Consider the following 14,767-nt stretch of genomic DNA (forward strand, 5'->3'; position numbering starts at 1 on the left):
GGGGCTTTTTTGTGTTAGTGGCCTATATAAACTATGAATTCTATCAAAATGGACATAGTTCCACGGTCAATTTACCGTTACAATGCTAGATTCCAAACATAGAATACCGTATCAAAGCAAAAGGAGGTGATTTCAATGGCCATCCTTTTACCACAACAGTTTTACAACTTGGCTGCTGGCGTAGGGAAATCGTATTACGAAAATCTGTTTGGAGGTACTAATGCCAGCATCACGGTCAACAACTTTGGACCTGCTCCGGTAGACCTGGTTGTAACTCGTGTCAATGCACCCGTGATCACGTATACGATTCCTGCAGGTAACAGCCTCACGTTGTCGGTTCATTTGCTGCTCGTTGCTGCCTTGTTAACTACGGTTGCAGGTGCTTCGACCGGTACGATCCAAATCGCAACATCTGATTTCTAATGAACGCAGCATGCTTTGATAAGCCCTTGTCGGACAATATGTCGACAGGGGCTTTTCTTATTTATGATGAGATAATTTAGATGAATGTATGAATAGAGTCACAGCCTGTTATTTCTAATATTACATCCTTCTGTTTATGAGAGAAGCTATACGAGTAATTTATAATAGAGTCATTCGTAGAAGCATGCTTAGAAGCAGGAGGGGTAGGATTATGGATCAAACCAATAAAACAGGCGTGAAGAGCAGAGAAACATTTCTGGAAACGGAACGTCTTCAATTCTCCACCTGGAGCGAGGAGGACCGACCCTTGGCTTCTGCACTTTGGGGGGATCCCGAGGTGTCAAAGTGGATTAGCAGCAAAGGTTTTATGAGCGAGGATGAGATCGAAGCCAGACTCGCGCAGGAAATGGAACGGCAGCGGGAGATGGAGGTGCAGTACTGGCCACTTTTTAATAAGGAAACAGGTGTGTTCGTAGGGTGCTGCGGATTACGTCCTTATGCACCAGAGGAGAAAATTTATGAATTCGGTGTCCACCTGACCAGAGATCACTGGGGGAAAGGGTATGCACTCGAAGCGGGGAAGGCTGTTATCCGCTATGCATTTGAACGATTGGGTGTTCATGCACTCTTCGCAGGACATCATCCAGAGAATGGTGTATCCAAACGGCTGCTGCAGAAGCTGGGATTTACCTATAAGAAAGATGAATTCTACGAGCCGACAGGCAAGATGCATCCGTCTTACTTATTGTCGGAATCAGACATGGAGTAGTTGTACCTATACCGCGTTGTTCGTTTTTCATTGTTTTTTTATGCGATTTTCAGCTTCTATTAAGGTAGAGGGGGTAAGATATTTCTTGTAAACCCCTTCTCGTGTTAGATAGATGTGTGACTAGCCCTGCCGGAATCCGGCAGGGTATTTTTTTGTTGTGGTTTTATAATAGGCTAAATCAAATATAAACAAAAATAAATAAAGATTAAATATGGTTTTTTTATTGACTGGTAAAGACAAACAAAGGTATAATGAATGTGAAAAAAGGAACTTACTATGTACGTGAATCGTATCGATCGACATTTTCCAAATAAGGAGAGAATGATCATGAACGTGACCCTTAGAAACGAAGCGACACAAGCACCGGGATGGAATATTCCCTTTATCCGTGAGATGGCAGAGATTACGCAGCATATGTGGAAAAATGGTTGGGATGAGCGCAACGGAGGGAATGTCAGTTATCTGCTGGAAGAAGAAGAAGTGGCCAGATACATTGATGTCCAACAGGTTATAAGGCGGATTAAACCTGCATTTTCAGTACATGAACTGGCAGGCAAATATGTGATCGTAACCGCATCGGGCAAATATTTCAAAAATGTACTTGCGGATCCGGAGAGCAATCTGGGCTTGCTGCGTGTCTCGAATGATGGAGAAGAACTGGAGGTCCTCTGGGGATTGAAGAACGGGGCGAATCCAACGAGTGAGCTGCCTACGCATTTTATGAGCCATATTGAGCGTCTGAAGGTGGACCCGAACCACCGGGTGGTCATGCATAACCATGCCACTAACGTGCTGGCGATGACGTTTATCCATGAACTGGATGAAGTGAAATTTACGAAAACCCTATGGCAGATGTGTACGGAATGTGTGGTCGTTTTCCCGGATGGTGTTGGCATCATCCCGTGGATGGTACCTGGATCTAATGAAATCGGCCGTGAGACGGCGGAGAAAATGAAGGAAGTTCATGCGGTCATCTGGCCACAGCACGGGATCTTCGGGACAGGAACAACCATCGATGAGGCCTTCGGTCTCATTGAGACGATTGAGAAAGCAGCTCAGGTTTACATGTTGGTTGCGGGCCATGAGATTCAGCAGCGAATTACGGACGAACAGCTGACCACGTTGGCTCAGGCGTTCGGGGTTACCCCGCGTGCAGGTATTCTCGATAATTAAGAAGCTGGTAAAATGAATGGTCTTTGGTTCTATGAACCAAGGGCCATTTCTTATTTTTCGGCTAACAAACGTCATTTTGGTTCAAAAAAGTTCAAAACACTGATAAAGAACCGCTTTGTTATCCATTATTGAATCGTAGGGTGCATTATCACACGCTGGCGATTTTCGGGTGAAATGACGTATTGTCAGGGAGCTTTGGATTTTGCATAATAACAATGCTTCACAGATGAGAGATGGAAGGAAGTCATGATCATGCTTGGCAAAATGAAGAGAATCTTAATCGGCAGACCGATGAAATCGGCTGAACTGGATGCAGAAAAGTTGGGGAAATGGAAGGCCCTCGCCATCCTGTCCTCCGATGCGCTATCCTCTGTAGCCTATGGAACGGAACAGATTTTGCTGGTGCTCGTAGCGGCCGGATTTGCCGCCTTGTGGTATTCTGTGCCCATTTCCATCGCCGTACTCGGATTACTCGTCATTTTAATTTTTTCCTACCGTCAGACGATATTTGCTTATCCTACAGGTGGCGGTGCGTATATCGTAGCCAAGGATAATCTGGGGACAACATCCAGCCTGATTGCTGGAGGATCACTGCTGGTCGATTATATTTTAACGGTTGCTGTAAGTTCATCTGCAGGGACAGATGCCATTACATCGGCTTTTCCGGTACTTCATGATTACAGCGTAGTGATTGCATTAATAATGATTGTTTTTCTGACGATTATGAATTTGCGGGGGGTTACGGAATCGGCTTCCGTACTGGCCATTCCGATCTACCTGTTTATCTTTTCAATTGCGGTTTTGATTATATCGGGCGGCATTAAGTTTCTGACAGGCGGCATGGAAGCAGCCGCTCCTGAATTCGGAACAAGTCTGTCTCATGTGAGTATATTTCTGCTGCTGAAGGCATTCAGCTCCGGCTGTTCCGCTCTGACCGGTGTGGAGGCTGTCAGTAACGCCATTCCGAACTTCAAGCAGCCTGCTGAGAAAAATGCAGCTGGCACGCTGATGCTCATGGGATGTATTCTTGGGGTTATGTTTATCGGGATCACCTTGCTCGCCTTCGGTTACGGAGTGAAACCGGATCCTCATGCTACGGTGATTTCACAGATTGCCGAAGCAACCTTCGGCAGAGGCTGGATGTATTTTATCATTCAAGGTGTGACGGCACTCATCTTGTTCCTGGCAGCGAATACGGCGTATTCCGCATTCCCGCTGCTGTCCTTCATGATGGCCAAGGACAAATATATGCCTCATATGTTTATGGTTAGGGGAGACCGGCTGGGCTTCTCGAACGGCATTATTTTCCTGAGTGTCATGTCTGCCTTGCTTGTTGTTGGATTCAAAGGAAATACGGAAAGCCTGATCCCGCTCTACGCGGTGGGCGTGTTTATCCCATTCACCCTGTCACAGCTCGGCATGATGATACGCTGGATCAAGGTTAAACCGTCAGGCTGGCAGATGAAACTGCTGGTGAATACAGTCGGTATGCTGACCACTCTGTCGATCACCTTGATCTTTATTTTCACCAAGTTCACGCAAACCTGGGTCATCTTTATCTTTTTGCCGCTCGTTGTATATGTCTTCATGCGTATTCACCGCCATTACTGCAATATCGCAGATGAGCTGCGCATTGATATCAAACTCGATAAGCCGGCCAAAAAAGGCAATACCATTGTCATTCCGGTAGCAGGGGTCACACGGGTGGTGATGAACACAATCAGTTATGCACAGACGATGTCGGATCATGTGGTGGCCTTGTATATCGGATTCGATGATGAGTCCATCCGCAAGATGGAGCAGAAGTGGGAGGAATGGAATCCAGGTGTGCGGCTGGTTGTTATCAAATCGAGATATCGCAGCATTATGGGCCCGCTGAAGAAATTTATCGATACCGTGGAGTGGAAAACGGCCGAGACCGACCATATCACGATTTTGATTCCGCAATTCATCACCAAGCATTGGTGGCAAAATGTACTGCATAACCAGACCAGCTTCATGATTCGGGCCTATCTGATTAATTATAAAGACGTGATTGTGACGACGGTACCGTATCATCTTAATCGGTAGATTGCTGTGCCACTCCCTATTTGGCAGTGGCGACTATCTGATTTCTACCGATTACTTTGCCTTTTCCATTCTATCGCTGATAGCCAATGATCTTAACTAATCAACAAGTTCATTTGGACGTATTGTAGATTATTGTAAAAAAAGGATGGGGATATTATGACATCCTCGTTTATATTTCGTTTACAGAATGAACTGCAGCAATATCCCGGAATGGGTCTTGCTGCGGTTTTTTCGTTCGTTTATAAGCCTCCAACCTGTCGATCTGAATGCTCGCTCATCGGGTAAAGTCCCTTGTCCACGATTAACGTTAAGTTGATTCTGAGTGAATCCTGCTGTGACATTCGACTTTTACACTAGATAACGTGGTGTTGATGAAGCTTAAGTACCATTCACACACCGAATGCATAGACCAAGGGGGAAGAAAATCCGATGAGTGAGCTTGACAACCGGATCAGCTTGCCCGCCGCCAGACGGCGCGTATCCGATACTAAAGAGCGCCGGACAGCTTCGCTGCGAGTACAGCGAATGCGGGAGAATCTGCTGGCCTATGGTTTCCTGGCACCATCGCTGCTTTTGTTTGCAGTGTTTCTGTTTTACCCAATGTTTAAGTCTGTTTATCTGAGTCTGCACTCCACAGATCCTACCGGGCAAATCGCGGCTTACGTGGGAATGGACAACTTCAAGGCTGTGTTTCAGTCGGGGCTGTTTTTGCAGGGAATGAAAGTAACGCTGCTGTTTGTCCTGTTCACTGTGCCAACAGGCATACTGGCTGCCTTGATTCTGGCTGCATTGACTCACAACCGTTTCAAGGGCATGCGCTTGTTCCAGTTTGTATTCTCTCTGCCGGTTGTATTATCAGTGGGTTCGTCGGCCGTCATCTGGAAGTTCCTGTTCCACCCGACTCTAGGCATGTTGAATTATCTGCTTAGCAAGGTGGGCATCGATCCAATTCCTTGGCTGACCAGTCCGGATTGGGCGCTAGTCTCCATTTCCATCATGACAATCTGGATGAATCTCGGATTCAATTACATCATCTTGTCCAGCGGATTGCAGGGCATCCCGGATGAAATTTATGAAAGTGCGAAGATAGATGGTGCAGGTCCGATGCTCACGTTTCGCAAAATCTCCATGCCACTGCTTTCACCGACCCTGTTTTTTGTAACAGTTGTATCGATCATCGGAGCCTTTCAGTCTTTTGGACAGATTAACATATTAACCCGTGGGGGCCCGATGGACAGTACCAATGTATTCGTTTATTCCATCTATCAGGAAGCCTTCGTGAATTTCCGCTTCGGGACGGGAAGTGCACAGGCACTCATCCTCTTCGCGGTCATTATGCTGCTAACCCTGATTCAGTTCAAGTGGGTGGAAAGGAAAGTGCATTACCAATGAGGACACCGTGGACGAAAACGCTATTGTATGTATTGCTTACCATCTGTGCGGCGCTAGTGCTGTATCCGGTGTTGTACACCTTTTTCATGGCCGTCATGACGCCTGAGGATGCCAGCGCCTATCCGCCGCATATCATTCCGAAGTCGATCGATTTATCCAACTTTACCGAAGTGTTTGATATCGTTCCCATCGGTTCCTTTATCGGAAATACGTTCCTGGTTGCAGGTCTGACGATGCTTGGACAGCTGATAACAGCGAGTATGGCAGCGTATGCTTTTGCCAAAATGCAGTTTAAAGGCAAAAACGTCATCTTCAGCATGTTTGTTGCAACGATGATGATCCCGTGGGAAGTCACCATGATTCCCAATTATCTGACCATCCGCAGCTGGGGGTGGCTGGATAGCTATCAAGGGCTTACCGTACCATTTCTGGCCACGGCATTTGGTACATTCCTGTTAAGGCAGTTCTTCATGCAGCTGCCGAAGGAGCTGTTCGAGGCGGCAAAGATCGATGGATGTGGACATATCCGCTACTTTGTATCACATGTTCTTCCGCTATCCCGTCCTGCATTAGGAACGCTGGCGATCTATTCATTCCTGAATATGTACAACTCGTATCTCTGGCCACTGCTTGTAACCAACACACCTGAGATGAGAACGGTGCAGATCGGAATTTCGATGCTGGAGTTTCAGGAATCCACGGCGTGGAACCTGGTGTTTGCCGGAACGGCGCTAGTTATCCTGCCGTCATTGCTGCTGCTTGTTTTTGGATTGAAACAGCTTGTCCGGGGGATGGCTGCAGGCGCACTGAAGGGCTAGTTAAGTAAATATGTTGTGCATTCAGGTTGGCGGGTTTTGTTACCCAGGAGCGAATAAATAAGGCGCACTCTTAAGATCATTTATTGAGAAACTGCGAAGTAGTGGAGGGGACGAAGTTGATTCTGAAGAAGCGAAGCGTTTGCGTTTAGCACCGGATGAACCCTATAAAGAGTGGAATAAAAGAATCCGGGGATAACAGCAATCTGAAGAACGATTCGTGACTGCAACGCCCACCTTGCAGAATTTCCAAGATTGATTTTTGAAATGAGCCACAAATAAAAGGAGAGAGATTATGCGTTTGAAAAAAAGAGGCACATTTGCATTGATGTTGGCAGCACTCATGTTGGTCATATCCGCCTGCGGCGGCAAAACAGAGACAAGCAGTCCGGTAAGTGGAGCTCAAGCGGATGCGACAGCTGCTGAGCCGACTCAACTGACGTGGTGGCATTCCATGTCCGGAGCAGGGGAGAAAGCCATTAACCAACTCGCTTCCGATTTCAATGCAAGTCATCCGGATATTCAGGTAAAAGCAATCTATCAAGGGAAATACGATGAGAGTCTAAACAAGCTGAAAGCATCCATGGGATCGGACAGCGGTCCAGACATCATCCAGGTATACGAAATCGGCAGCAAGTTTATGATTGATTCGGGCATGATCACACCAGTACAGAATTTTATCGACAAAGACAAGTTCGACCTGTCCCAACTGGAGCCGAATATCATCCGTTATTACACGATTGATGGCAAACTGAACGCCATGCCTTTCAACACTTCGAACCCGATTCTGTACTACAACAAGGATATGTTTAAGGCAGCAGGTCTTGATCCAGAGAATCCACCGAAGACGTATGAAGAGTTTGAACAAGCGGCAAAAGCACTCGCAAAAGACGGCAAGCCGGGTGCATCCATGGCAATTTACGGCTGGTTCATGGAGCAGTTCTTCGCAAACCAGAATGCAGATTATGTAAACAATGGTAACGGAAGAGACGGTGCTGCGACGGAATCTCTCTTGAATTCCGAAGCGGGTGTGAAGACGCTGACATGGTGGAAAAAGATGATTGATGAGAATACTCTCTCCAATCTGGGGCGCAGCACAGATGATACAACGGCGGCATTTACCGCAGAGCAAATCGGTATGACACTGGATTCTACTGCTGGATTACGCAAAATTGTAGAAGGTGCTGGTGGCAAGTTTGAACTGGGGACAGGCTTCCTGCCTCGTCCGGCAGATGCCAGAGAAGGCGGCGTGGTTGTAGGTGGCGCAAGCTTGTATATCATGAACAACAAATCGGAAGCGCAGCAGCAGGCTGCTTGGGAATTCATCAAGTACTTGGCGACACCTGAAGTACAAGCGAGCTGGAGTGTTGCGACAGGATACTTCCCAATTACGACAGCAGCCTACGATCAGCAAATATTAAAGGATAATATGGCGAAGTACCCGCAATTCCAGACAGCAGTCGACCAATTGCACGCTTCCGCTGATTCGACAGCAACATCCGGGGCTGTAATGGGCGTATTCCCGGAGGCTCGACAACTTGTCGAAGGAGCGATTGAGACGGTACTGAACGGACAAGGTACACCGCAAGAAGCACTCGATGCAGCTGCGAAACAAATTACAGACAAGATTGCCCAGTATAACAGTACCGTGAAGAAATAAGAAAAAGTGTAGTAATCGAACGGGATCATCCGTTAGGTACAGTTTCGAAGTTTTATATAACAACACAGCGTATGTGGCGCTCTTGATGGAACGTCGCATCGTTTTGCTGTGTCTAAAAGCATGATCAAGATTCGGGTAAACACTTCTTTTTAAATTTAAATGTTATCAGTTTATGTCGAGAAAAATATTTGATTGAAACATTATGTAATAATACCTAACTTAAAATAGTCAAATGTGCATGGTTTGTTGAATATTTAGAGTCATAAAGTCACGTTTTTTATTAAAATGTGGTCCTGTAATTGATTTTAAAATACGATTTATTAAAACTGTGTAAAGTATATGTACTAATTTATATCAAACAACAAGAATTTGGTTTACATCATAAAGGAGTTCAGTTATCTTATATTTGAACCAATGTACAGGCTCTTTGAACAAATGATTGCAAATTCGAGACATGGGGGTAGGAAAAGGATGCATAGTAAGCGAATAAGGAGTTGGCTCAGACTATTCTTAGCCATGGTGCTGCTGATCACAGGAGCTATTCCGGTTGGGTTATTTAACAGCAAGGCAGCTGCTGCGGACGAGCCGTTGACGGTTGCTCAGGCACTGGCTATGGAATCAAATGACTCATCCGCCACGGTGGAAGGTTATGTCGTAGGAACATTTAGTAATGGTCCAAACGTAAATCTGAATTCACCATTTGCACTGGACACTAATTTTGCAATCGCAGATAGCCCTGAAGAGACAAATATCAGCAAGATGATGCCTGTTCAGGTGCCGACATCTGCTCCCCGAAGCATTTTCGGACTACAAAGTAATCCTTCCTTGTATAAATCCAAAGTTCGTATTAACAATGGCACGTTGTCTCAATACTTTAGTTCCAAAGGGATACGCTCTATTACCTCAACCACCTTCCAACTGATTGATGAGACGCCTGAAAACAAAGTGGCAAACGTTACCGCTAATCCCTCCTCAGGTATGGTTCCAGCTGGAACAAAGGTTACTCTTGCAACAACCACAGTTGGTGCCGCAGTCTACTACAAGCAAAATGACGACACCGACTATCTCCCATACACCGTTCCCATTACAGTAAATGATGCAACTTATATTGAAACCTTTGCAGCAAAAGACGGTCTAGAAAATAGTGTTGTTACCAATTTCGATTATACAATCGTGGATAATACGCCAATCTCCATCTCCAGTGCCAGGAACCAATCGGAGAACACCCCGGTTACCGTTCGAGGAATTGTGACCTACCGGGAAGAGTCTGGAGGCATGGCCAATCTGTACATCCAGGATGAGAATGCAGGGATCGTCGTTCGTGGAACGGATTCCACAGTAGAGCCGGGAGACCGTATTAAAGCGTATGGCCCACTCACTATTTATAACGGTTTGCTTCAGATAGAGAAAGACAAGGCCGGGTTCCCAGGCGGTTACATCAAAATTCTGGATAAGAATCAAGAAATTCCAGCACCGATCACTCTGACATCCAAAGACTTCATGCCGGCTGAGGGCGGAGGCAAGGGTGCAGGCGGTATTTTTGAGGGGATGCTTGTCGAAGTGAATGAAGTCACAGTGACAAGAAGCAGCAGTTCTACCTTCTATGCGACCGATGCCGATGGTGCAGAGATCACGATCTATGCGAAGAATAGTCCAACCGCACTGGCAGCAGGCAAAATATACGAAAAAGTGACAGGCGTCATGACGTATCACACAAGCTATGGCCTTGAGCTGATTCCACGTACAGCAGCAGATGTTGTCGAAAATTTGCTCTCCGTAACAGCCAGTGCCCCGTCCGGTGGTATTGTCAAAGGATCAACCGTGACCTTATCCTCACCAACAGCAGGAGCGGAAATTTATTACACGGTTGATGGAACAGAACCAACCCAAACATCTACAATTTATAGTGGACCGATCACAGTAGATGAAGATACGGTTGTTAAAGCGATTGCCGTATCAGGCGGAAACACAAGTGATGTATATAGCTTTACGTACACCGTTCTTCAGGAGCTGGACAACCTGAGAATTCACGATATACAAGGAGCATCTCATAAGTCTCTGTATGATGGTCTGGCTGTCCAAAATGTTGAAGGTATCGTGACTCATGTTGTCAATGCAAGTTCCTTCTATATGCAGGAGATTCCTGGCATGGAAGATGAAGACGTAAAAACATCTGAGGGTATCCTTATTTATAAATCCACTCATGGTATGGCGGTAGGCAACAAAGTCAGCGTATCCGGTCAAGTGAAGGAATATGCGACAGCAACGACCGAACTGGCAACAACCGAAATAGTGGCTACAGCGATTACGGTTGAAGCTGAAAATCAGACGCTGCCCGAACCTGTTATCCTTGGGAAAAATGGCCGTATGATTCCTACCGTAATTGATTCGGATCAGTTCGGTGAGTTTAATCCGGATGTGGATGCAATCGACTTTTACGAGAGTTTGGAAGGCATGAGAGTACAGCTTGATCAAGCCACGATTATCGGTCCGTATTCCAGTGAACCAGGACTGGCAGTCGTAGTAGATAATGGTGAAAACAATCCGTTACGAACGCCTGCAGGGGGAGTCATTCTGACTGGAGATGGAGCGGAACCATTCGAGAGCTCCCTGAATCCACAGCGGCTGTTTATCAATAAAAAGCCTTCTCAGGCCGTTAAAACGGGGGACAAGCTTGCGAATTCTGTCCAAGGTGTGATGACTTACGCTAACGGCAATTATAAGGTAGCTGCGGAAGGGGATTTGCCGGCAGTTATTTCGAGTGACCTTAAACAGGCAACAACAGTAATTGAGCAAGCTGATGATAAACTGACGATTGCAACCTTCAACGTGGAGAATTTCAGTCAGAAGGATGCTGCAAGAGCAGTAAAAATTGGTGGTATTGTGGTCAACAACCTCAAGAATCCTGACGTTATCGGTATCATGGAAGTACAGGATAACGATGGAGCAACCGACAGCGGAACAACTGCTGCGGATGCGAGCTTCCAGACTTTAATTGATGCAATTGCTAGTAATGGTGGTCCTATTTATAAGTACACGGATATTACTCCGGTAAACAATCTGGATGGCGGGGCTCCGGGTGCCAACATTCGTGTAGGCTTCCTGTACAACGAGGCGCGTGTCTCCTTGAAACAAGGAACTAAGGGAGATGCTACAACAGCAATTGGGGTGGAATCGGATGGAACGCTGTCCCTGAATCCAGGGCGTATTGATCCAACAAACGATGCATTTGCCAGCTCACGTAAACCTCTTGCAGCTGAGTTCGAATTTAATGGAGAACGAGTAGTCGTGATCGCAAATCACCTGAATTCCAAAGGTGGCGATCTGAAACCTTACGGTAGTATTCAGCCTGCGACACGAAGCAGTGAAATTCAGCGTGCCAGACAGGCAGCGGCAGTGAATGGTTTTGTGAAGGAACTCTTAGACAAAGATCCTAACGTAAATGTAGCTGTACTTGGGGATTTCAATGACTTCCAGTTCTCCAAGACTTTGAATATCATCGAAGGTAATGAACTGGACAATCTGGTGAACAAGCTGCCAGAAAATAAACGCTATTCCTACATCTATGATGGCAATTCACAAACACTGGACCACATCTTGGTGAGCAAAAATCTGTCTGAGACGGCAGCCATTGAAGTGGTGCATGTGAATGCGGATTTTGAAACAGCTAATGGACGCGTCAGTGACCATGATCCACTGCTTGCACAATTGAGCATTGGAAGTAACGCAGAGGAAGGTGACTTCAACCTTCGTGTATTGCACACCAACGACACGCACGCGCACTTGGATAACATTCCGCGCCGCGTAACGGCAATCAAAGAAACACGCAACGATAACACCTTGGTGCTGGATGCCGGGGATGTATTCTCTGGAACCTTGTATTTCAATCTCTTCAACGGTCAAGCGGATCTGGAATTCATGAACATGATCGGATACGACGCAATGACCTTTGGTAACCATGAGTTCGATAAAGGCACAAGCGTGCTCAAACCATTCATTGAAAAAGCGGAATTCCCATTTGTAAGTGCCAATATTGACTTTACGAAGGATGCCAACCTGGGCAGCTTATACAAAGATACCATCGGACAACCAGCCGAGAATGCTGAGATCTATCCGGCTATCATTACGGAAGTAGACGGCGAGAAGGTCGGAATCTTCGGCTTAACGACTACAGATACCGTATCCCTGTCCTCACCAGGAGATGATCTAAAATTCGAGAATTACATTGCAAGTGCACAAGCGACAGTTGCCATGCTGGAGCAAGAGGGCATTAACAAAATTATCGCATTGACTCATCTGGGGTACTCGGAAGACCTGAAGCTGGCAGAAGCCGTGGAAGGCATCGACATTGTAGTCGGAGGTCACTCTCATACGATTCTAAATGAGCCGGTAGTGGTCGAAACTCATGCTGAACCGATTCTGGTTGTCCAAACGGGAGAATATGATGTGTCCCTGGGTCAATTGGATGTCACGTTCGATGCACAGGGTGTGTTGAAAACGTGGAACGGTAAATTACTGAGCCTGGATGCAAAAGATTCCGCGGGGAAATATGTATATGCAGATGATCCGGCAGCAAAAGCCAAGCTGGCAGAATATGCACCGCTGCTGGAAGAGTTCAAGAAAGAAGTCATCGGCAAAACGAACGTACTGCTCGATGGAGAACGTGGTAACGTGCGCAAGCAGGAAACCAACCTGGGTAACCTGATGACAGATGGTATGCTGGAAAAAGTGAAATCCATCGTCAAGGAAAACGACGTGAAAGGATATGTGGCCATTCAAAATGGCGGCGGTATCCGGGCATCGTTCCAGAAAGGTGACATTACGTTGGGCGATCTGCTCACCGTTATGCCATTCGGTAACAATCTGTCTGCACTTAAAATGACAGGTAAGGAAATTACAGCTGCTCTCGAAAATGGTGTGAGTGGTGTGGAAACGGGAGAGGGACGCTTTCCGCAAGTGTCGGGCATGCGCTTCTACTATGATTCCACTAAACCGGGCGAGAAAATTGATTCAACGACCAATACCGTGACGCAAGAAGGTCAACGCGTAGTGAAAGTGCAAATCAAAAATGCGGATGGTACGTACACGGATATTGATCCAAACGGATATTATATCGTGGCAACGAACTCCTTTATGGCAAATGGCGGAGATTTCTACCGCGCCATGAGAGCAGCGAAGGATGCCAACCGATTCTACGAACTGAATCTGGTAGACTATGAGGTCTTCCATGAGCATCTGGATCGAGTGGGTGTAGTTAATCAGACAACAGAAGGACGCAGTACGGATCTGAAAGGATCACCGCTTCCGGGTGACGGAAACGGCGGTGGCAACAACGGCAGCAATCCGGGCAGTGGCAACAGTGGCGGAGGCACAACAACACCAACAACACCAACAACACCGGTAACGCCAACCAATCCGACACCACCAACAACGCCAACGGTTCCGGGCAATGAAAATGGCGGAGGTACGCCAACACCGAATCCGGGTGTTATTCTCAAGGATATTGGCAATCACTGGGCAGCTGCTGCAATCGAGCAGGCCATTTCCCGGGGAATTGTAAACGGATATGCAGATGGTAACTTCCGTCCAAATGCTCCGGCAACACGTGCTGAGTTTGCAGTCATGCTCGCAAGAGGATTCGAATTATCAGCAAGCAACAAGGCTTTAACATTCAAGGATGCTGAACAAATTCCGGCTTGGGCACAATCGTTTATCGCTCAGGCGGTTGAACAAGGCATTATCAGCGGATATACGGATGAGACGTTCCGTGCGTCAGGCAAGGTATCCCGCGTGGAAATGACAGTCATGCTGGTAAGAGCGCTGGGACTTCCGATCGAATCCAATGCAACGTTAAGCTTCACAGATGCAAATCAAGTTCCGGCATGGGCAGTTCCATACATTGCAGCAGCTTATGAAGCCGGATTGATTAAGGGCACAGGCAATAACAGGTTTAATCCGCTTGCGAATGCAACCCGTGCAGAAGTGGTGACGCTGCTGATGTCGGCAAGTGAGCTATAACTAGAATCTGTATTAAAGAAATGATGCATCACAGGCAGAAACAAGTCAGGCCAGGTTTGTTCAAATCCCTACAAATCACAAAAGAGTTTAACTTTTAGCAATTGCTTAAAACGGCTTGCAGATCATAATCTGTAAGCCGTTTTTTACTATTTAATTACTGTTCATTTTCATCATCAGCGAGTATAGTAAACAGGATTATATTGGAAGGGGTGATGATATGGAGGATCAACCGATCTTGCTCGCATTGGTTGCCATAATCGCAGGGATTTTCAGCATGTTGGGCGGTATGAAAAATTGGGATTGGTTCATGAGTACCTTTCAGGCAGGACTTTTCGTGAAAACGATTGGACGACAGGCAGCAAGGGTAGTCTATGGCATTTTGGGTATAGTACTCATTACAATTGGTGTGTTATTGTTACTTATCGGATAAGGTAGTAGTTCAGTTCA

Annotated in this window: 9 protein-coding genes; all 9 read left to right on the plus strand. The window is 46.5% G+C overall.

The window, feature by feature from the left end; genetic code table 11:
* Positions 1 to 135: 135 nt before the first annotated feature.
* Positions 136 to 423: a hypothetical protein gene (locus AC3RCI_RS06275; protein WP_095360666.1), complete on the plus strand. Its 288-nt coding sequence runs from the start codon at positions 136 to 138 to the stop codon at positions 421 to 423.
* A 211-nt stretch (positions 424 to 634) separates the two neighbouring features.
* A complete protein-coding gene (locus AC3RCI_RS06280) occupies positions 635 to 1,192 on the plus strand; it encodes a GNAT family N-acetyltransferase (RefSeq protein WP_492528053.1) in 558 nt (185 codons plus the stop codon).
* Positions 1,193 to 1,519: 327 nt separating this feature from the next.
* Positions 1,520 to 2,365 carry a rhamnulose-1-phosphate aldolase gene (gene rhaD, locus AC3RCI_RS06285; protein ID WP_336781096.1) on the plus strand — a complete coding sequence of 282 codons (846 nt, stop codon included), beginning with the start codon at positions 1,520 to 1,522 and terminating at the stop codon, positions 2,363 to 2,365.
* A gap of 252 nt (positions 2,366 to 2,617) precedes the next feature.
* Positions 2,618 to 4,435 carry an APC family permease gene (locus AC3RCI_RS06290; protein ID WP_492528055.1) on the plus strand — a complete coding sequence of 606 codons (1,818 nt, stop codon included), beginning with the start codon at positions 2,618 to 2,620 and terminating at the stop codon, positions 4,433 to 4,435.
* Between the two features lie 429 nt (positions 4,436 to 4,864).
* The gene (locus AC3RCI_RS06295; protein ID WP_492528057.1) at positions 4,865 to 5,827 is read left to right on the plus strand and encodes a carbohydrate ABC transporter permease; all 963 of its coding nucleotides are present in this window, start codon (positions 4,865 to 4,867) and stop codon (positions 5,825 to 5,827) included.
* Positions 5,824 to 6,645 carry a carbohydrate ABC transporter permease gene (locus AC3RCI_RS06300; RefSeq protein WP_336781093.1) on the plus strand — a complete coding sequence of 274 codons (822 nt, stop codon included), beginning with the start codon at positions 5,824 to 5,826 and terminating at the stop codon, positions 6,643 to 6,645. The genes AC3RCI_RS06295 and AC3RCI_RS06300 overlap by 4 nt, the downstream gene beginning before the upstream one ends.
* A gap of 292 nt (positions 6,646 to 6,937) precedes the next feature.
* The gene (locus AC3RCI_RS06305; RefSeq protein WP_492528059.1) at positions 6,938 to 8,302 is read left to right on the plus strand and encodes an ABC transporter substrate-binding protein; all 1,365 of its coding nucleotides are present in this window, start codon (positions 6,938 to 6,940) and stop codon (positions 8,300 to 8,302) included.
* Positions 8,303 to 8,773: 471 nt separating this feature from the next.
* Positions 8,774 to 14,320, plus strand: a complete 5,547-nt coding sequence (locus tag AC3RCI_RS06310) for an S-layer homology domain-containing protein (RefSeq protein WP_492528061.1) — start codon at positions 8,774 to 8,776, stop codon at positions 14,318 to 14,320.
* A 217-nt stretch (positions 14,321 to 14,537) separates the two neighbouring features.
* Positions 14,538 to 14,750: an immunity 17 family protein gene (locus AC3RCI_RS06315; RefSeq protein ID WP_127538176.1), complete on the plus strand. Its 213-nt coding sequence runs from the start codon at positions 14,538 to 14,540 to the stop codon at positions 14,748 to 14,750.
* Positions 14,751 to 14,767 lie beyond the last annotated feature (17 nt).

This window comes from Paenibacillus sp. MT124 (assembly GCF_058792755.1).

Coding starts and splice junctions, on each gene's coding strand:
- AC3RCI_RS06310 (WP_492528061.1), top strand. CDS start 8,774: ATGCATAGTAAGCGAATAAGGAGTTGGCTCAGACTATTCTTAGCCATG.
- AC3RCI_RS06275 (WP_095360666.1), top strand. CDS start 136: ATGGCCATCCTTTTACCACAACAGTTTTACAACTTGGCTGCTGGCGTA.
- AC3RCI_RS06315 (WP_127538176.1), top strand. CDS start 14,538: ATGGAGGATCAACCGATCTTGCTCGCATTGGTTGCCATAATCGCAGGG.
- AC3RCI_RS06300 (WP_336781093.1), top strand. CDS start 5,824: ATGAGGACACCGTGGACGAAAACGCTATTGTATGTATTGCTTACCATC.
- rhaD (WP_336781096.1), top strand. CDS start 1,520: ATGAACGTGACCCTTAGAAACGAAGCGACACAAGCACCGGGATGGAAT.
- AC3RCI_RS06280 (WP_492528053.1), top strand. CDS start 635: ATGGATCAAACCAATAAAACAGGCGTGAAGAGCAGAGAAACATTTCTG.
- AC3RCI_RS06290 (WP_492528055.1), top strand. CDS start 2,618: ATGCTTGGCAAAATGAAGAGAATCTTAATCGGCAGACCGATGAAATCG.
- AC3RCI_RS06305 (WP_492528059.1), top strand. CDS start 6,938: ATGCGTTTGAAAAAAAGAGGCACATTTGCATTGATGTTGGCAGCACTC.
- AC3RCI_RS06295 (WP_492528057.1), top strand. CDS start 4,865: ATGAGTGAGCTTGACAACCGGATCAGCTTGCCCGCCGCCAGACGGCGC.